Source organism: Flavobacterium sp. 1 (assembly GCF_002797935.1).
GTDB lineage: Bacteria > Bacteroidota > Bacteroidia > Flavobacteriales > Flavobacteriaceae > Flavobacterium.
Genome location: NZ_PGER01000001.1, coordinates 5,263,017 through 5,283,481, shown reverse-complemented (window position 1 = coordinate 5,283,481; position 20,465 = coordinate 5,263,017). Strand labels below are relative to the sequence as shown.

The window sequence follows — 20,465 nt, the reverse complement described above, 5'->3', positions numbered from 1 at the left end:
TTAAATAATGAAGAGTAATATCTGGCAAAACAACTGTTTTTTTGCTTTTTCAATTATAAGAAAAGAAAAAATGGCATCTTCAATTACGTCGTGCATGCACTTTATATTATTATCACGTAAAAAAGATTTTTTATAAAGTTTATTCCATGAATAAACAGAAAAATAGCCATTATCAACATAAACATAATACTTCAACAAACTATTATCAAAAGTTCTTTTAACAGCATATTGAAATTTATCAACTTTATTTTCTGTCTCATCAAAACTACAATGAGATGCAGCCACAATATCTGCATCGTTAGAGATAGCCTCAGTAACCATTAAAGAAATTGTAAATGGGGCTATGTAGTCATCACTATCTAAAAAGTAAAGGTAATCTCCTTGAAAATTATCAAGAATAATATTTCGTGATTTTCCTAATCCTTTTTCTTCTTTCTTTTTTTCAATAATCTTGTACGATAATGTGCTTTTTTCCAATGTATCAATTACTATCTGCAAACTATTATCGTCACTAACATCATAAGTAATTAGAATTTCTATATTTTTATAATCCTGATTTATTACAGAATTTATACAACGTTCTACATACGGTTCTACATTATAAACAGGTATTGCTACTGTTACTTTTGGGTCGATATACATTATATGATTTAAAAATATTTTTTTGAACTTTGATAATTTTATTCCTATGACGTCAAAGATAAGTCATCCTATACCTTAAGACAATTTATTTTTTTATAGCATTTATTGACATTTTAGTTGTTCTTAAAAATCAGCTCTAATGTTGCATCTGGTTTTATAATGTCAGTGTTCTGTAAATACAAATTCTTAACATGACGATATTCTACTTCCGCATCATGACTATTATTTACACACAATGTTTCCTTTAAAAAATCATCACTGACAATTCGGTATTCAGCATTGTGTGGCGTCTTAAAAAAAGTAATCCCAGTAATGTAAAGTTCTTTTGGCTGACAGTTAAACACAGTATTTATAGCAGTAAATCCTGTTGTAGGCCCTGTAGGCTGCACTACTGCCACATTTTTTAAATACAAATCTTTAGGTAATTGCGAAAACTTAAATCTTCTTTTTGTGTTTTTCAAAAACAAAAGAAAAAGATTAAGGATATTCCAGCCATACTCATAGTTTAGTGCAAACAAAAGTATTTTTACATTGCGTTCATGCCACAATTCGGGAGTAATTGGACTTCCTCCCATATTAGAAGGAATTTCATGAAAACTGTGAAAAAGCACATCAGTTTTCTTACCCACAAACTCAAATTGGGTTGCTATAATCTCTACTCCTTTATTAATCCTTACAACAACATCAAACCCATCAATATAGCCTCCTAATTTTTCTTTAAGCACTGAATCTGCTCCACCTACAATCGCTACACGCTTATCTTTAAACCAATTTGGATCAAAATTAATAAGTACCTTCTTAGAGCTGAATTTTGCTTTTTGTAAACAAACCTTAAATTTTAGTTTATTTACTATCTTCTTTATAACATTCATTGCTTTTTAATTTTATTCTTAATAAACTCATTAATTATTTTTCGATCGACAGCACTTAAGCCAAATACGATAAAAATCGTCAAAAGTATTACCTCTAAAACTGACGCCCCGCCTGCAAATTCTAAAAAGTTTAACTTATAATCTAAACTGAAGACAACAAGGGCAATCAGGTAGGAAAATGGTATAAGGACAGCCACAAAATATGAAACGAGTTCTTTTTTATCAAAATGAAGATATTTATTAATAAAGAAGTACCTGAAAATTTGATTTACTACACTGATACACAATTTCCCAATTATTACCGAAACAGGATCGAAACCTAAATAAAGCAATAAATAAGCTAACGGTAGTACTAACATATTAATGATGGTTAGTACAATATTATATTCTTTTATACTCCCAATAGCTTGTGCAGACATCCAAAAAGGCCCAGACAGTGAGTCTATTAAAGAAATCAGGATGACAAACTGTACAAACCTTACCACATAGGGAGGAAGCGAATCACCGAGCCATAGCGTCAAAATATAATTCGAAAAAAAAAGAACAGGAGCTGATAATAATGCCATTAAAAAAAAGGAATATTTTGAAGTATTTAATACCATTTTCTTATGTGCATCTAATTCTTTTCGGGCGTAGGATTGTATAAGTTGTGGTCTGAAAGCAGTCTGAAAATTAGACACAAATGAGTACACTGCATTATTAACCTGAATAGCAATACCCATTGAAGCATTAACCAAAACACCTACAAATATATTCAAAATCATATTTAGCCCTTCAGTTGCACCTATTGCAGCCACCTGCCCCATAAGCATCCAGCTGGAAAAAGTAACTAATTCTTTAAACAAAGCCTTATCTTTAAAGTTATGATATTCAACTTCTTTTTTAAATATTTTGTGACAATATATATAATAAATAAAATTAATCATAACAATAACTAATGCAATCAACAAACTATACAACACCAAATAATCATATATTGGAAAATAAATTAGTATGCCAACCACAGCCAGTTTAGACAAACTTTCAAAAATGCCCAGAATCGCAAAAAAAGAAAATTTTTCATGCGCAAGTATCATGGCATTATACGGAACTTGTAACACTCCAAATACGGTTGTAATAGTTGAGATCTGGTATACTACATTTGCAGCATACATACGATTATCCGGTATATTTAATTTGCAGTTTAAAAACCAAAGACCAACAGTTTCAGAAAGAATAACTATTACAATTGAAATAACCAGATGAACATTAAGACTTGTAGAGAAAACTTTTCTTATATCCTCCAATACGCTAGATGTAAACGCTATATTTATATAGCGCTGCGTGGTAGAAGACATGGCTGCATTTAAAAAAGAAAACATTACCACTACCCCGCCTACTAGGTTATATATACCAAAATTTTCAACACCTAGTACTCGCAAAACAATCCTCGAAGTATAAAGAGATATTACCAAGGAAAGGAACATCCTGAAATAAAGGAAAAGTGTATTCTTTGCTAAAGCTTTATTTGACATTTTTTGTTATAAAAATAGTTTTTTGACCCAAGAGTCTGAATTACTTTCAATATATTTATTTGAGTGTACTTATTTTAGTTGTAAAAATATTGGAAGTATTATTTTTCAAAATATCATCTTCTAAAATTTTAACAAAAATAATGTTTCCTTCCGGAGCTCTTAAGCGATCATACACTATGTTCAACAATCCAGGAGATGTTTCAATCATATCAGGATAACTTACACCATGATAATCACCTGTATCTGTATTAACAAGTACTTTATAATTATCTATCACTACTTTATAAGGCCAAGTAACACCATCATCTTCAGAAAGGCAAACAGTCATTTTAGACCTAAGATAGTCATTATTAAAAATAAGTATTAATCGTCCAGAATTTAATTTACCTAAATAAAATCGGGAATATGTAGTAGCGCCGACAGCTGTAAATCTCTTGCTATCCTCCCATACATTTCCATCACTGCTTTTTGAGTAATAAATTCCATCTTTAGTCCTAATCATTCCCAAATAAGTATTATCTTTAAGCTGAACAATCATATGTTCATAAATCCCACTCACAGAAACAGGCACAGGAATTGCTCCCACTTTTGTAAAATTAGTTAAGCTTTTAGCTCCATAGTTTGCCTTGTATATAAAAGGTCTATGCAATTCAGGATCCCCTTCATACCATCTAGCAATAGGAAAAATAACTTGATCCGAGATATCAGAATAGAACAATTTGTTTAACATAATCCCTTCTGCGATTCTTCGAGGCGGGGTATAGTTAATTTTAGTACCATCATCTGATAAATCAATCTTAGAATACCAACTTATAGTCCATTCCTTAACGCCTTTTTTCTTTACGTATTTACCCCAATACATATAAAGATTACCAAATTTATCATTGAAAAAATTTGCCTCATTCATCTTTGTAGAGTCTTCAGGAGTAACCGATAATATTAATTTGTTATCGCTCCAACTTATTCCATTATCTCTGCTTACCGAAACGGTCAGGTAATTAAGATCACATTCTCCAGGACATGATCCAGCTAAAAAAGCTACATATAAATTACCGAATTTATCTTTACCAATTGAGGGTACACCTTGCCACTTTCTTGTAGATAAAAGAAACTTAGGATTATCACTCTGATTCTGCAATATCTCCCCCTCACCATATAAGTCAGAATTAGGAACATGATCTTTTGGAAATAAGGTAAAAGCTTCTTCCGTTGGAGATTTGTTATTATCTATTGGAGGCTTCTCAGAAAAAGAATCTTTTTCTGAGCTACAATAAGTAAAAATAAATATCAAAAATAAATATAGAAAAGTAAAGTAGTTCTTTTTCATAAATTTTTTTTATATAATAAAAAATTGGTTATTTAGTGATTGTTTAGAGTAAAATGGTCTATTAAATAATTAAATATTCGAAAACATCTGGATGTATCTTTTAGATTTCGAAATCAATAATTCATTATTATATCCAAGGAAAGCAATATTATTTACCTCTGCAGCTTCTAAATCATTAAGGGAATCTCCAATAAGACAAGTTTCATCATTTGTATATTTATTTGCGATTAATAAATCTTTTACTAGCTCTTTTTTGGATGTAGGAGAACCATGAATTGAAATAAAATATTTTGACAACCCCAGACTTTCACAAATATACCTCAACTCATTTCCATCCGATCCTGAAACAATATGCATATTATATTTTTTATGGTTTTCTTTTATAAAGTTTGTAGAATCTTGAATTAATAAATTTTTATCCAAAAGATTCTTTAGCATTATAACAGAAAACTCTTCAGCCAATATTTGAATTTGATCTTTAGTTATAGGCTCCTTTCTTATTTCTTCAAAAAAATATCTAAACTTATTATAACGAGATAATCCTCCGTTTTTACGATGATAATCCATCAAAAGATCAACCTGGTCCTCAGGATAGCTTTGTAAAACGATTTCGAATCCTTTATCACGAACCGGCATAGAGTCCATTATAACACCATCAAAATCCCAGAGAATTGTTTTAAACTTTTCCATTCAAATGTTTGTATATTAATTCTGCTAATTCAAAATCATCTTCCCAATCAACATCAAATGATTTATATCCTGATTGTTCCATTAAAAAAGGTTTTTTTCCAATTCTATCCTGATTATCTATATAAACATTTCGTGATGCGATAAAAAAAGCACTATCAATTTCATACAACGGCATTAAATCCTGAGTTCTTGGCCATTTAATTTCTGACATTCTATTGATTAGATCATTTTTTTCTTTTGACCATAAAAAATTTTGAAGGGTTTTAACACTCATTAAAGAATCATTCCCCTCTTTTAATGTTTTAAAATATGTTTCAATTGCACTATCATAATCTTCTCCTGTTACAAATGGTGAAGTAACGTGAGTCCATAAAAGATGAGGCATAGAGCAAATTGCAGGCACATATTTAACTAAATCAAGAAGATTAGTGCTACTTAATGCAAGATGATCCGGCCTTTCAATAATTTTCAGTCTTTTTTCTTCTTTAGAAAGTTTTTTTCCATAATCTAAAGATGCTTCATCATTCGAAGATAAAATTATTTCATCTACTAATTTTGTTTGTAGAAGCTGATTTAATTTAACTTCTAATAATCCATTAGCAACATTAGCAAATATTCTAGTATTTTTATTTGCTACTCTCTCACTCCCTTTTCTTGTAGGCAAAAAAACACTTACTCCTTCCATATTTATTTGTATAGTTCAGAATAAACAGATTCTTGTTGTAAACTCTTATATTTTGTAGGTGTAAAAGATTTTAAACTAAAATTATTTTTTGAAAAATTCTTAAACAAATATTCATTCTCATTAAACAGCTCTAATTTATGCTGTGTAATTTCGCCATTATATCCATCGTAACCACAAAATATCAATTCTTCAACATTCATTTCTTTCGTTAGCTGAAGAACTAAAGCTGTAATAGAGTTTTTATATATTTCTGTTACGTTAATTTCGGAAAGTTGAAAAGAGCTTGATTTAAAGTTAACGGGTATGTAAGTTCCCATTGTTCTTGGAAAAGGCGGCAAGATTGCAATCCTATTCTTTGGAACAGAATTAAAAACTTTTTCCAACCTATGTCCTTCATTTCCAGCTAAACAATGAAATTGTTTATTATCACACTCATTTAAATAACTTACATTCCTTGAACTTGAATGTATTATAACCATATTAGGATTCAATGATAAATAATTTTTAATACCATCTATATGTTCTCTAACACTATCACCTCCTCCTACTATTAAAGCTTTTTTAAATATTTCGCTTGGATGATATTCATTTAATATTTCATTATCTTGTATTCCCTTTGACTGATTACTTAATGCTCTAATTATACTATTATACGAATAGTATCTTTTCCCTACCCAATCCATAACATCTTTCTGAGGAAGAGAATTTGCTCCTGAAACCATATATGGCAAATTAGTACCCCATTCGTATTCTTTTTGCAATTCTGTAAAAGCATCTGTAACTGAAGAAAGCGAATTAAAATCTACCTCTAAATTATTTCTCTGGTTTAATGCTGTAAGCAAAAGTTCAGTTTTTAAATTACCTGCCCCTCTACCCATTCCCGTAACTGTAGCATCTACCATATCAACTCCACACTCAATTGCTGTCAACGTATTAATAAGTGCGAGCTCTAAATTATTATGTCCATGAAAACCAATTTTGGTCGCCATTTGAGCTCGTACTAAGGCAAAAATTTCTTTAACATCTTCAGGATAAACACCTCCATAAGAATCGACCATATAAAAATAATCAGCAAGCCCGTCAACATGCTTTAAATTGGATAAAAATTCTGGAAGTTTCTTCCATTTGGACATATACATTACATTAAACCCTAACTCAAACCCCATTGCTTTAACTTTTTTAGCCAAAGCAATAGCTCGCATCAAATTATTGGGATCTATTGCTATTCTTACCATGGTAATAATTCCAAGACAGGGGTTCAACAATTCTTCGACAACATCTTCTCTTACATCTTTCTCATCCAGAATAATAACCAGTTTTTTATTTGTTAAGCTAGCTATTTTTGCCAAAACAAAATCTGGACAATAAAAATATTCCCCATAGTATCCAGATAATTTGGGGCTTCTATAACCAACTTCTAAATACTCAATCGGTAAATTATTTATAGCGGTAAAATATGTTTCAACTAATTGCTTATCAAAATCCCAATTAGTATAGTAACCTCCATCACGTAAAGTACAGTCTAATATTTTCATATTTTTAAATTTTTAAATTTTATAACTTCAAAATAAAGCATGAATTAGAATAATGACAATTAATTAGAAAAAATACTCCAAATAATTCAAAGTTCTATAATAGTTTTTTTTACTGTTTTTTTAAAACAATTTTAAATCACTTGATACCATCTCTTTTACCAAAGCTACTAAATCGTATTGAGGCTCCCAGCCCAGTTGCGTTTTAGATTTTGTAGGATCTCCAATAAGAAGATCTACTTCTGTAGGACGATAATACTCCGGATCTACACGCACTACTACTTTCCCTATTTCTAATTGATACAAAGGATCATTACAAGCTGCAATTTTAGCTGTTTCACTTTCATTTTCTCCTTCAAAAGTTAACTCTATTCCTATTTGTGCAAAAGACATGATCACAAAATCTCTAATATAGGTAGTCACACCTGTTGCTATTACATAATCTTCCGGCACATCTTGCTGTAAAATTCTCCACATCGCTTCAACATAATCCTTTGCATGTCCCCAATCTCTTTGTGAGTTTAGGTTACCCAAGTAAAGACATTCTTGTTTTCCTTTTGCAATAGCTGCCGTTGCCATAGTAATTTTTCGTGTAACAAAAGTTTCACCACGTCTCGGTGACTCATGATTAAACAAAATACCATTACAAGCAAACATATCATAAGCTTCCCTGTAATTTTTCGTTATCCAAAAGCCATAAATTTTAGCCGCACCGTAAGGAGAACGCGGGTAAAAGGGTGAGTTTTCATCATAAAAACCTTTTTCGTTTTTATTTTCTGCTAAACCTCCATAAAGCTCTGAAGTTGATGCTTGATAAACTCTCGTCTTTTTGGTTAAACCCAATATTCTTACCGCTTCTAAAATTCGTAAAGTTCCCAATCCATCTACATTTGCAACATATTCAGGTGAATCAAAAGATACCTTTACATGAGACATCGCTCCTAAATTATAAATCTCATCAGGCTGTACTTCCTGAATTATTCTAATGATATTGGTTGAATCAGTCAAATCTCCATAATGCAACTTAAAATTAACATGTACCTCATGCTGATCTTGATAGATATGATCAATTCGTTGCGTATTAAAAGAAGATGCACGTCTTTTAACTCCGTGTACCTGATATCCTTTTTCTAATAATAATTCGGCTAAATACGATCCGTCCTGACCTGTAATTCCTGTTACTAATGCTATTTTTTGTTTGCTCATTGCTTTTGAGTTTTTATTTTTTATTTTTTTAAGATCTGATTAGTAAAAATATTTTAACTTTATTCTGCTAATCCAATAGAGAAAGAATCAACTAATAGCTACTACGATTTCTTATTGCGCTACAATTTAACTTCTTTAAAATTTTCAATATTCTGCAAAAACCAATCATAGGTTTTTTGAATTCCTTCTTCAAGATCAACCTTATGTTTCCAGCCTAATTCATGCATTTTTGAAACATCCATTAACTTTCTAGGTGTTCCATCTGGTTTACTCGAATCCCAGATAATTTTACCTTTATGTCCTGTAATCTGCTGAATAGTTTCTGCTAATTGTTTAATTGTCAGATCTTCTCCAGTTCCTACATTATATAAATACTCAGGCAGTTTATTCTCTAATGCAAAAATAACTGCTTTTGCCATATCATCAACAAACAAAAATTCACGCATTGGAGTACCACTGCCCCAAAGCGTTACAGGAGCATTATTATTTTCTTTTGCCTCATGAAATTTACGGATCATAGCAGGTAAAACATGCGAAGTATTTAAGTCGAAATTATCGTATGTGCCATACAAATTTGTAGGCATTAAGCTGACATAATCTTTACCAAATTGTTTCCTGATTGCTTGACAGGTTTTAACCCCAGTAATTTTTGCTATGGCATACCATTCATTAGTTGGCTCAAGTGTATCAGTAAGCAGATAATCTTCTTTTAAAGGCTGAGGAGCCAATTTTGGATATATACAAGAACTCCCTAAGAAAATAAATTTCTCTACTCCGTTTTGCAAAGCTGAATCAATCAGATTGTTCTGTATTTGCATATTTTCCATAATAAATTGATATGGATAATCATTATTTGCCAAAATTCCGCCCACTCTTGCAGCTGCGTCAATTATAACATCAGGATTTTCCTTTGCAATAAAATCACGAACTGCTTTTTGATCTCTAAGATCTAATTCTTTACTAGAAGCTCCTATTAAATTATTAAATCCGCTATTAAGTAATGTTCGCCAAATAGCACTGCCAACCATTCCGTTGTGTCCAGCAATATAAATCTTATTTTTTTTGTCCATCTATTTAACTTTATTTAACTCAATTAAATCCTTAACAACCCAACTCTTTCGTCAAATGGACTAAAAGTGATTCCAATTTTCATAACTTTTGATTGACTTTCTCTCAACATAGTACACAGCTTCGCCTTTCAAACTCCCATTTTAGAGCTGAATAATTTTATCAATCGGCTGTAAATATACAGACATTATGGTGCTTTTAACAAGCCCTTCTATGAAAAAAAAATGAAAAAACATAAATACCCTAAAAACCAAGTTATTATTAATAATAATCATTTTTAAAACATAAAAAAAAATAAATATAGCAAAAATCATTCTGCGACTATTTATCATTTATGCATAAAATAGAGTGAAAATATTCGAAATCAGCTTATTATAAACAAATTAATTACCCTTCACATCTATAAAATTGTTTTCAATGAATAGAGTTTGTTACACTTTTTCAATTTTACTTGTCAAATCTCAGGATTCACTAGAAACTATTTCCTTAACTTTGTGGCATGTTTACACTTTTCAAATCAAAACCTACTCTCAAGGATCTCATACCTGATAATCATGTCGATATTCATTCCCATCTTTTGCCCGGAATCGATGATGGCGCAAAAACTTTTGAAGACAGTTTAAGGCTTACGCAAAAACTTCTAAGCTTTGGTTTCACTCAATTTATAACAACACCTCATATCATTCAACATGTTTGGGATAATACCCTTGAACAAATTCTAGCCAACAAAGCGAATACTGTAAAAGAACTAGAGAAAAACAGCATAAATATCCCTTTCTGTGCTGCAGCTGAATATCTTATGGACGACCAATTTGTCCGTTTATTCCAATCTGGAGAATTATTAACTCTAAAAGATAATTATGTTCTTGTAGAAATGTCTTACATCAACCCGCCTATTCATTTGTACAACATTCTTTTTGACCTCAAGATAGCAGGCTACATACCCGTTTTAGCTCATCCAGAGCGTTATTTATTCTACCATAATAATTTTAACGAATATGTAAAACTAAAAAAAGCAGGCTGCCTGTTTCAACTCAATTTATTGTCAACAGTAGGATATTATGGAAACAGCATTACCAAAATTGCCGAAAACCTTTTGAAGAAAGGTATGTATGATTTTGTAGGGTCTGATGTGCATCACAATAATCATCTGGCCGCTTTTCAGCTAAAAGTACAGCTAAAAGATTTGTTGCCATTAAAAGAAATTATTTCTAATAACCAATTTTTCAAAATAGAATAAGGCGGTTCAAAAAACAACTACAAAAATAAAAACGCTTATAACGAATGTTTAAAAATCGTGTTATAAGCGTTTTTTTTTGTCTGAAAAATGACGCTATCAAAATAAGCGATGTTTTTCAGTGTCCTCTTTATAAATCCTTATCCTTTTTAAACTGCAAAAAAGTATTTTCGACAAATTACTATTTTTTATTTTGCAGCAGGAATAATATCAATTATCACAGTACGGTTATAAAAACGTTCTTCAGGAAATTTATTTTCAAAAGGAGATGCACTTTCATCTTCTCCAAAACCATGCACTTCAAATTTAACATCTTTTCTGCCTGCTTGTGATAATGCTTTCTCCATGATGTTTTTTACTTCATTGGCTCTATCCAAAGATAAATTTAGATTATACGATTCTTCTCCAATAATATCTGTGTGACCATGAATAATAACTACTCCATCTTGAGGTATTTTAGGCGTAACAACCTCAGTTAAATATTTATCATACATAGCAATTGCTTTTGATTTATTAAATTCAAAAATTATGCTGTATCTAAGTCCTTCATCTGTTTTAGAGGGAGTCCAAAGTACCATATGAGCTGTAGTTTCTTTTACTGCTATTTTACCGCTTTTGGTCTGACCTATCATTTTTACTTTGTAATCACCTTCTGCACGTGTTCCCATAATATTTTTTCCTGGAATACTTACTTGTTCTTGTGTATAAGGACCAAAAGTTTTCATCTGTCCAGCTGGATCTGTAGTTTCCAAAGACCATGATGAATAAGCTTCACCTGAGCCAGTTGCATCAACAGTAACATAACTATCTATTGGTGCCTCTTGAACAGCAGTAAATTCTAATGGTCGCAATGGAGCATCTGGACCGCTTTGAAATTCCATCAATAATTCAGGCGAATTACTTTCTATAGAAACTCTGCGGTCTCCTTCGCGAAGCAATTCTAATTCTTTTGTTCCTCCTGGCTGCTCCGATGGAATATTTGGTTTTAATTGCCCTTTAGTAGTTATTCTTGCAGCATTTATTTCGAATACATTAACCAAGTGAGTCTTGATAGATTCGGCCATCAAAGCACCATCTTCCGATCCTTTTTCTGATGAACCTACAAGAGTAATCGATGTTGAAGGATTTTTTACCATTCGATCACCAAGAATGTTAATTACATTATAATATACTGTCATTTGTCTTGCAGAACGACCAGATGGATTTACAACTGCTGTAGCTGCAATCTGATCTTCATTAAAATCTTTTACCTGATCTTTTTGCAACAATTTGTAACGGCTTGGTATTTGATTAGATCCTAAATCATAAAAAACATAATTTCGCAATGGAAATGTTTCTCTTACACTGCGCTCACCCGGAATGTTCTTAGGCGCATATACTGAAAACTGCACTTGAAGCTCTACTGCTTCGGTAACCACAATTTCACTTCCTTGTCCAAATTTAAGTGCTACACCTGCTCTAACTGTGGTTAAATTCCAAGTTTCTACAGAGCGTGGATTTTGTCCAAAATACGGATGAAAAGCCACAAAAGGAGATAAAACAAATTGTATTTTATGACTTTGTGAGGATAATGGAATATCGTAACCTGCTCCTATCTGCATAGAAATAAGCGTTTGATCTATTGCATCAAAATCTCCTTCAACACTGGGTGTTGGCTCTTGATTTGGATAAGCAGGATTTATTCCCAACGAATATTTAAATGATTTATCCATATTGAAAGCCAAACGCGGACCGCCATACAAATAAAAATTAGATTTGAAAGGTGCAAAACGAACACTTGGCTCTACAGTAACATAACTTAAATCTGTAGACAGATCTGCTGGACAGTCACAAGGGCTGATTACCTGATCAAAAGAACCTTTTCGGCTGTCATAACCAGCCTGAAACATAAATCCCCATCTTGTATCAGGTTTATGAAATTCAATAAGCGGAGCCAAATAAAGTCCTACTCCATCTCCATCATGAAACGTAACTGGCGGAGTTAAACTCGAATTAAGCTGGTGTGTCGAACCACGATAAAAATTAAAGTTGGCACCACCTGCAACACCAAAAAACCAAGAAGGTTTTGTATACTTAATTTCCTGAGCCTGAACTGGATTTTGAATGCATAACAATAACAAAGTCAACAGCAGAAGACTTCTTAAGGTTAGATTATTGGAAGTCCATGCCATACATAGATCCTTTTTAAAATTAATTTTAGCTTTCATTTTATAAATATTTTCTTGTTAAATTTTTCTTGAGATAAATCCCGTCCGAAAACGGGATATACTGTTTATCAGCACTATTGTTTTATGGTACATTAATCGTAGTATTTACCATTGTCACTGATGCTACTAATGATATTGCTCTTCCATTAAGCACCGTTTGAACTGCATTCCCAGGAGTAGAAAAAGTAACACCCGAAGTCGCAATAATAGTTCCAACCATTGTACCGCCGCCGGCACCATTAATAGTTGCAGAACTGCCTACATACCAAAACACATTTTTGGCTAATGCACCATTCTTTAGTATTACGCTTTTAGCGCCTGTAGGACCTGCGATTCCAACTGTCAGACCTGCCGCAGTTTGAAAAACCCAAGTAGCATTTGGATCACCTTTTGCATCCAGAGTAAGATCTCCATTACTGATTTTGAAAGTACCGCTTGCTGATTTATAAACACCCGGAGCTAATGTTAATCCGCCTAATTCGCCTGCATTTGGATCTGATCCTCCCGGTTTTGAAGCTGGTGAAATACTCAAATAGGCTGCCGTTGCATCAAGCTGTCCTTGTTGTGCTACTGCAAATGAAGTAGCATTTCCCGGAGCTGGAGGTGCGGCAAATATGCTTCCTGTCACATTTCCAACATTTAGAGGCGTCTCGGTATAAATCCCAACACTGTCATGAAACCCAGTAATAAGCGTTGAAGCAGCAGTAGTCGCGATGCTTCCGTTATTGATTACCGTATTTAACCCTTGATTTGTTATTCCCGCATTTCCGCCAAAAGCTCCAAATACAGCAGCAGTACCCAGATTAACGATTATTGGAGCAGGAGGAGTCAATATAGTAGTAAACTTCCAAACATAGTCACTAGCCAAAGCAGTCCCAACAACGTTTTTAGCTCCATTTGTAATTGTAGCGGTATAAACTGTACCAACTACAAGTGAATTTGTTGGATTAAAGGAAGCTGTAGTACCTGTATATGAAACAGTTCCCGGAATTGTTACCGTTCCTTGTTTCAAAGTAAATGTCGCCGTATTGATTGTAGCAGCATCCATTATGGTACTAAAATCAGCGGTAACAGTTTGATTTAAAGCTACGCCAACAGCATTATTATTAGGGTCTGTTGTAGTTACTGTCGGCACAACATCTGTTGTGAAAGTCCAAGTATAATCTGCTGACATTGCGGCATCCAATGAGTTTTTAGCATCCTTAGTTATAGTTACTGTATAAACTTTATTAGCCAATAAAGGATTCGTTGGAACAAAAGAAACTGTCAACCCAGTATAGGTAATTGTTCCCGCTACAGCATTCACTCCCTGGCTAACTTTAAAAGTAGTCCCATTTAAAGTTGATGGATTCATAGCCATATTGAATGTAGCCGAAATTGTTTTATCGAACTTCACAGCAACGGCATTATTAATAGGATCTGTTGTAATCACGACAGGTCTTAGAATCGTACCTGTTGAAAATGCCCATACATGCTCAACCTGCAAAAAATTACCCATTAAGTCCTTTGCTTTTGTAGAAATTCTAGCTGTATAGGTGGTATTCTCTGCTAGCGGAAGTGTTGGTTTAAACGATGCTGTTGTACCAGCGTAAGTAACCGTTCCTGCTACTGGCGAAGCTCCAACAACTGTAAATGTGGCTGAATTAATCGAACTCGGATCCATTTCCTCGTTGAATACAGCGGAAATAGTCTGCCCCACTGGTACATTTACTGCATTAGCTACGGGAATTGTAGACGCTACCACTGGACACACACCTATGACTTCTTCATAATCATCACTTGCGCAGCCAGAAATTAGTCCAAAACATAGTATCGAAAAAGTGAATAGTAAAATTTTAGCTTTCATTTTATTTTGCTTTAAGAGTTAATTGTTTTTATCGAACAAAGGTGACCTTGCTATCTTCTGAAAACATTATACAATTCCAAGCAAGTTTTGCATCATTCACACTTTTTGCATTTTAAAACAAATGAAAATTAATTAATTATCAATAATTTAAGACAAATTTTGAAAATTTTTTAAATATTAATATTCTTTTTTCCTACTTAATTGAAATTCAAAAACACTCGATACTGTAGATTATCGGACTTATGCATATTTAATTGATTTTATGAGAATTAAAAGTAAAACAGACATTGAATTATTATTTTTTCTCAATTAAAAATCAAAAAAGCTGGCGGCAACGATTATAAAAAACTTAATTTGCAAACCCAACTCAAATCTTTATCAAAAAAATTAATGCGATTTTATATTCTATTTTACCTGTTTATTCTTTGCAGCATTCCTAAAGCACAAGCACAACTAAAAGCAATTACTGACCAAACCGACTATCCTTTCTGGATCAATCTGCCCAATCAGGAAATATTAGATAAAAAAGCACCCGTCATTTTATTTTTACACGGAAAAAGTCTGTCGGGAACAAATTTGGATCGGGTAAAACGTTACGGAGTAATTCGGGCAATCGAAACAGGGAAAGAAATTCCTGCTATAGTAATTGCTCCACAAGTAGCTCACGGTGCTTGGAATCCAGACAAGCTTTTACAGCTTTTGGAGTATGTCCAAAACAATTACAATACCGATTTGTCGAGAGTTTATGTATGTGGCATGAGTTTAGGTGGCTACGGAACTTTTGATTTTGCAGGCAAATATCCTGATAAAATAACGGCTGCAGTGGCCATTTGTGGAGGCGGAAATATAAAAGACGCCTACAATCTGACAAAAATTCCTTTGTGGGTTATACACGGAAACAGAGATTATATCGTCCCATTATCAGAATCTAAAAAAATGGTTAAAGCAATCCAGACCTGCAATCCCGATGCCAATGTCACCTTTACGATTGTAAAAGGCGGGAATCACGGTAGTGTGGAGCGTTATTTCAGAGAAGATAAAATCTACGACTGGATGCTGGAAAAAAGTAAATTCATTCCATAAAAAAAGGCAACCTCATCTGGTTGCCTCATTGTTTATTTTAAGATTCCCTTCAGATCATCTAAGCTTACTTTTTTCTGTTCTCCAGAAACTAAATTTTTCAAACTATACTGATTATCATTCATTTCTTCTTCGCCCACGATTACTGCATAAGGAATAAATCGTTTATCGGCATGCTGGAATTGTTTGGCGACTTTGGCATTATCAGGATATAATTCCACTTTTATTCCAGAGGAACGCAATTCTTTGATGGCTTTCATCGAATAAAAAGCTTCTTTCTCTCCATAATTAATGAACAAAGCTTTGGACGTAGAAGTTACCGTTTCTGGGAACAATCCTAACTTTTCGATAACCAAATAAATTCGGTCAAGTCCAAAAGAAATCCCAACGCCGCTCATATTTTTTAATCCAAAAATACCAGTCAAATCATCATAACGGCCACCGCCGCCGATGGAACCCATGGTAACCGTTTTGGGTGCGGCTACTTCAAAAATAGCGCCTGTATAATAATTCAATCCTCTGGCTAGTGTTACATCCAAATCCAAACTGGCGGTTGACAATCCTAAATTGGTAACATTATCGCAGATAAAACGAAGTTCCTCAACTCCCTTTAATCCTTCGGCTGATGAAGAAAGTAAAACAGAAAGTTTTTCTATTTTCTCCGAGATTGTTCCCGTGAAATTGAATAACGGCTGTACTTTGACAATCGCCTCCTCGGCAATTCCTTTTTCAATCATTTCTTTCTTTACACCGTCCTCGCCTATTTTGTCCAGTTTGTCTAAAGCGACCGTAAAGTCAATCAATTTATCGGATGCACCGATTACTTCGGCAATCCCGGAAAGTATTTTTCGATTATTGATTTTAATCGTTACGCCTGCCAAACCTAATGCCATAAAAACGGAATCGTACAATTGCACCAATTCTACTTCCTGCCAAAGGGATTTTGACCCTACCACATCGGCATCACATTGAAAAAATTCTCTGAAACGCCCTTTCTGCGGACGGTCAGCACGCCAAACAGGCTGGATTTGGTATCTCTTGAACGGAAATTCAATTTCATTTTGGTGCTGCACTACGTAACGCGCAAACGGAACGGTTAAATCGTAACGCAACGCTTTCTCAGAAATGCTGGATGTTAATCTAGTACTGTCTTTGGCTTCCAAATATGTTTCATTGGCTTTAGCCAAAAAATCTCCCGAATTCAATATTTTAAAAATCAATCGGTCGCCTTCTTCTCCGTATTTCCCCATCAAGGTTTCGGAGTTTTCGAATGAGGGGGTTTCTATAGGCTGGAATCCAAATTTCTCAAAATTGCTTTTTATAATTTGGATAATGTATTGTCTTTTTGCCACCTCAGCAGGTGAAAAATCTCTGGTTCCTTTTGGAATGCTCGGTTTTGAAGCCATTTATTTAGATTATTAGATTCTTGGATTTTTAGATTATTAGATTCAAGTAAAACTTTTTTAATCGAAAACATAATTCTCTAATCACTCTGCAAATATCTTACTTTTAAAATAATTCCGTTTGAAAAATTTGTGATTTAATTTAATGCTTCTTTACTAACGGAATGCCCTAGCCCAGATGGAAGCAAATATCCTTTTATGCCGGGGTTCGGCATAAAAGATATTGCGGACAGCTGGAATAAGCTCCTTAAAAAAATTAGCAGAATTTCTCAAATACTTGTTGTAACAAAAATTGTGTTTTCGTGTCAAACTACCATGATGCTAAAATTATTTAAAGAAAATATCCGAATCGCTTTGGGTTCTATCCGAACTCAATTGCTGCGAACTACTTTGACGGTGCTGATTATTGCCATTGGCATAACGGCGCTGGTTGGAATCCTGACCGTTGTGGCGGCACTGGGCAACACGCTATCATCTGACTTTGCTTCGATGGGAGCCAATACGTTTAACATTAATCAATACGAAAACACCTCTCGACGTCGTGGTGGCGGGGAACGCGAAGTTATAAACCCTATCATTTCCTATCCAGAAGCGGTGGCTTTCAAAAACAAATACAATTACCCAATGACCGAAACGTCATTGTCGTTTACAGCCACATCAACCGCCGAAGTAAAATATGAAGCCTTAAAAACAGATCCTGAAATAAGTGTTCTAGGTGTTGACGATTATTTTTTAAGCAACTCGGGGCTGGAAGCCGATTTGGGTAGAAATTTTACCAATTTTGACATTTCTAATAACGCCTATGTTTGTGTAATAGGTTCTGATTTTAAAAAAGGACTTCTGAAAGATGTTAACCCAGTAGGCAAAACGATTTCGATAAGAGGTGCCAAATTTAAAGTAATCGGAGTTCTAAAAGAGAAAGGTTCTACTTTTGGGAACAGTCAGGATTTAAGGGTTTTAATTCCTATACAAATAGCGCGCTCCTTATTTACCGCTCCTAATATTAACTATTCGGTGAGCGTCATGGTTGGCAAAAAAGAATTATTAAGTCCTGCTACCGACTACGCTATTAGTGCTATGCGTAAAATTCGAAAATTAAATCCTGTAAAAGACAATAATTTTGGCGTAGTGCGAAGCGATGATTTAATCAATAAAATATTGAGTATTTCTGAATATTTAAATATGGCTGCTTGGCTCATCGGGATTATTACGATCTTGGGATCATCTATCGCTTTGATGAATATTATGATTGTTTCGGTAACGGAACGCACTCGAGAAATTGGGGTCCGAAAAGCTTTGGGTGCCAAAAAAACGACTATTGCCTTTCAGTTTTTTATTGAGACACTGCTCATTGGTCAAATAGGTGGTTTTGTCGGAATTATTTTTGGAATCTTAATTGGTTTTGGAATTTCGAGCTTAATGAACTTTGCCTTTGTAATTCCTTGGGGAGCCATCATAGCCGCTTTTATAACCAGTTTTATTGTTGCTGTTGTATCCGGATTATATCCTTCGGTAAAATCGGCAAATCTGGATCCTATTGAGGCGCTGCGTTACGAGTAGGTTTCTGTTTTCGTCAAATAATTTGGGCGTGACCACATTAAGAAAAGGATTGCCTTTTTTTATTTTCACGCAGATTTCGCAGATTTACGCAGATAAATGAGAAAGAAATCTGTCGAAACTGCTAAATCTGTGTGCTATTTTTTTTTAATTTTTCTCTTAACTTAAAGGCATTGACTTCTATCCCTCACGCAGTTCCTGGAAATCGAAATCATTAGTTTATAAAACAGGTTTTCCAAAATAATATTTCTATAAAATCAAGATATGAGTTTTTTTATAAAGAAAGTTTTTGATTGGATATTTATAACTGAGTATGAGTATACATTTATAAAGAGGAGAAATCCTGCTTTTATGGCGATAAAATTCATATCATTTATTTATACAAATTTCATACTCTTAGGTATTCATATACTTTTTTATTTTCTTGAGATAAAATCCGTTGAGCCGTACTGGTTTATACTCACATACATATTTGTATATATAATAATGTACATTTACTATTTCACTTTCAACAATAAGGAAAACATTAAAATTCATTCAAATAAAAAGGATATCGTTTTTTTAAATTTTATTTTCATTTTATCAGTGTTTTTAAATTTTTACGCTTACTATTATTTAATAGAGAATATTGGTTAATAATAAATTGATAGTGAATCTAAAAACTTTAATTACTTAGGCTCTCCAAGAACCATCCTCTCATTCCCATAAATATCTTTTCTCAATTCAATATTCTTAAAATCCATTCCTTCTAACAAATCAATCATTTCCTTTCCTAAATATTGATTGATTTCAAAATACAGCTGCCCTGAATTTGATAAATTCTTTTGAGCCAATTCAGCTATTTTTCTATAAAAAATCAAGGCATCATCGTCCTCAACAAAAAGCGCCAAATGAGGTTCATTGTCCAAAACATTTTTCTTTATTTCCTCTTTTTCTAAATTACGAACATACGGCGGATTCGAAACAATAATATCAAACTCTTGTCCTAAATCCAGTGTTTCAAGAATATTTTGGGATATAAAAGCAACTTCTACTTCATTACGTTCGGCATTTTTTTTGGCAGTTGACAACGCTTTTTCAGAAACATCAATTGCAAAAATCTGGGCATTCGGAAAATTCTTTGCCAACGAAATAGCAATGCATCCGCTTCCTGTACCGATGTCCAGAATTTTTAGATTTTTAGATCTTTCACTTTTTCGAATATTGAAAACAATCCAATCTACTAATTCCTCGGTCTCTGGTCTTGGAATCAAAACATTTTCATTGACTTCAAAATCCAATCCATAAAAACTCGTTTTTCCTAACAAATACTGAATCGGAATTTCCAATTTTAATTGTTCCAAAATAGAATTCCAAACCGTAATTTCATCTTCTGAAAAAAATAAATCGGGATGCAAAGCCAAATCAATCCTTTTCAATTGTTGCTTTTCTTCCAATATCAAATAGAAAAAACTCTCGGCTTCTCCTTCTCCATAAATCGAAGCAAGTGCTTCAATAAATTGGATTCTGTATTCTTTTATTTTCATGTTTTTTATTTCCAAATAGGAATGTTTTTTATTTTTTCAGCTTTCAGTTGTAAATCTGAAATGCTTCGCCAGT

16 protein-coding genes are annotated in these 20,465 nt (G+C 33.3%); 3 read left to right on the top strand and 13 right to left on the bottom strand.

Features of this window, described 5'->3' with window-relative positions; all coding sequences use genetic code 11:
- The 9 genes from CLU83_RS21740 to CLU83_RS21700 form a co-directional block, all read right to left on the bottom strand.
- A complete protein-coding gene (locus CLU83_RS21740) occupies nt 1-642 on the bottom strand; it encodes a glycosyltransferase family A protein (RefSeq protein WP_100433521.1) in 642 nt (213 codons plus the stop codon).
- A gap of 113 nt (nt 643-755) precedes the next feature.
- A complete protein-coding gene (locus tag CLU83_RS21735; RefSeq protein ID WP_100433520.1) occupies nt 756-1,514 on the bottom strand; it encodes a glycosyltransferase family 29 protein in 759 nt (252 codons plus the stop codon).
- Nucleotides 1,511-3,028, bottom strand: a complete 1,518-nt coding sequence (locus tag CLU83_RS21730) for an oligosaccharide flippase family protein (protein WP_100433519.1) — start codon at nt 3,026-3,028, stop codon at nt 1,511-1,513. Before CLU83_RS21730 ends, CLU83_RS21735 begins: the two co-directional genes overlap by 4 nt.
- Nucleotides 3,029-3,083: 55 nt before the next feature.
- Nucleotides 3,084-4,355 (bottom strand): sialidase family protein, encoded by a 1,272-nt coding sequence (locus tag CLU83_RS21725; protein ID WP_100433518.1) that lies wholly within the window; start codon nt 4,353-4,355, stop codon nt 3,084-3,086.
- A 69-nt stretch (nt 4,356-4,424) separates the two neighbouring features.
- A complete protein-coding gene (locus CLU83_RS21720) occupies nt 4,425-5,045 on the bottom strand; it encodes an HAD family hydrolase (RefSeq protein WP_100433517.1) in 621 nt (206 codons plus the stop codon).
- Entirely contained in the window at nt 5,032-5,730 is a 699-nt protein-coding gene (locus tag CLU83_RS21715) for a cytidylyltransferase domain-containing protein (RefSeq protein WP_100433516.1), read from the bottom strand. The genes CLU83_RS21720 and CLU83_RS21715 overlap by 14 nt, the downstream gene beginning before the upstream one ends.
- 2 nt (nt 5,731-5,732) lie before the next feature.
- Nucleotides 5,733-7,265: an aldolase catalytic domain-containing protein gene (locus tag CLU83_RS21710; protein WP_100433515.1), complete on the bottom strand. Its 1,533-nt coding sequence runs from the start codon at nt 7,263-7,265 to the stop codon at nt 5,733-5,735.
- A gap of 120 nt (nt 7,266-7,385) precedes the next feature.
- Nucleotides 7,386-8,468, bottom strand: a complete 1,083-nt coding sequence (gene gmd / locus CLU83_RS21705; RefSeq protein WP_100433514.1) for a GDP-mannose 4,6-dehydratase — start codon at nt 8,466-8,468, stop codon at nt 7,386-7,388.
- A gap of 119 nt (nt 8,469-8,587) precedes the next feature.
- Nucleotides 8,588-9,538 carry a GDP-L-fucose synthase gene (locus tag CLU83_RS21700; protein ID WP_100433513.1) on the bottom strand — a complete coding sequence of 317 codons (951 nt, stop codon included), beginning with the start codon at nt 9,536-9,538 and terminating at the stop codon, nt 8,588-8,590.
- Nucleotides 9,539-10,035: 497 nt separating this feature from the next.
- Between CLU83_RS21700 and CLU83_RS21690 the strand changes: the two genes are divergently transcribed.
- Nucleotides 10,036-10,776: a tyrosine-protein phosphatase gene (locus CLU83_RS21690; RefSeq protein WP_100433511.1), complete on the top strand. Its 741-nt coding sequence runs from the start codon at nt 10,036-10,038 to the stop codon at nt 10,774-10,776.
- 185 nt (nt 10,777-10,961) lie between these two features.
- Here the strand turns inward: CLU83_RS21690 and CLU83_RS21685 are convergent, their stop codons facing one another.
- Together CLU83_RS21685 and CLU83_RS21680 are read right to left on the bottom strand one after the other, a co-directional pair.
- On the bottom strand, nt 10,962-12,944 hold the full coding sequence (locus CLU83_RS21685) for an OmpA family protein (protein ID WP_232727214.1): 1,983 nt from the start codon (nt 12,942-12,944) through the stop codon (nt 10,962-10,964).
- A gap of 118 nt (nt 12,945-13,062) precedes the next feature.
- The gene (locus tag CLU83_RS21680) at nt 13,063-14,826 is read right to left on the bottom strand and encodes an Ig-like domain-containing protein (protein WP_100433509.1); all 1,764 of its coding nucleotides are present in this window, start codon (nt 14,824-14,826) and stop codon (nt 13,063-13,065) included.
- Between the two features lie 390 nt (nt 14,827-15,216).
- Between CLU83_RS21680 and CLU83_RS21675 the strand changes: the two genes are divergently transcribed.
- Nucleotides 15,217-15,909 (top strand): prolyl oligopeptidase family serine peptidase, encoded by a 693-nt coding sequence (locus CLU83_RS21675; RefSeq protein ID WP_100433508.1) that lies wholly within the window; start codon nt 15,217-15,219, stop codon nt 15,907-15,909.
- Nucleotides 15,910-15,941: 32 nt separating this feature from the next.
- Here the strand turns inward: CLU83_RS21675 and hisS are convergent, their stop codons facing one another.
- Nucleotides 15,942-17,312, bottom strand: coding sequence for a histidine--tRNA ligase (gene hisS / locus CLU83_RS21670; RefSeq protein WP_100433507.1), 1,371 nt, complete (start codon nt 17,310-17,312; stop codon nt 15,942-15,944).
- 312 nt (nt 17,313-17,624) lie between these two features.
- On the opposite strand from hisS, the gene CLU83_RS21665 reads away from it, so the two are divergent.
- Complete coding sequence (locus tag CLU83_RS21665; RefSeq protein ID WP_198512326.1) at nt 17,625-18,869, top strand: ABC transporter permease; 1,245 nt, start codon at nt 17,625-17,627, stop codon at nt 18,867-18,869.
- A 665-nt stretch (nt 18,870-19,534) separates the two neighbouring features.
- On the opposite strand, the gene prmC is transcribed toward CLU83_RS21665, so the two are convergent.
- On the bottom strand, nt 19,535-20,392 hold the full coding sequence (prmC, locus tag CLU83_RS21655; RefSeq protein ID WP_100433505.1) for a peptide chain release factor N(5)-glutamine methyltransferase: 858 nt from the start codon (nt 20,390-20,392) through the stop codon (nt 19,535-19,537).
- Nucleotides 20,393-20,465 lie beyond the last annotated feature (73 nt).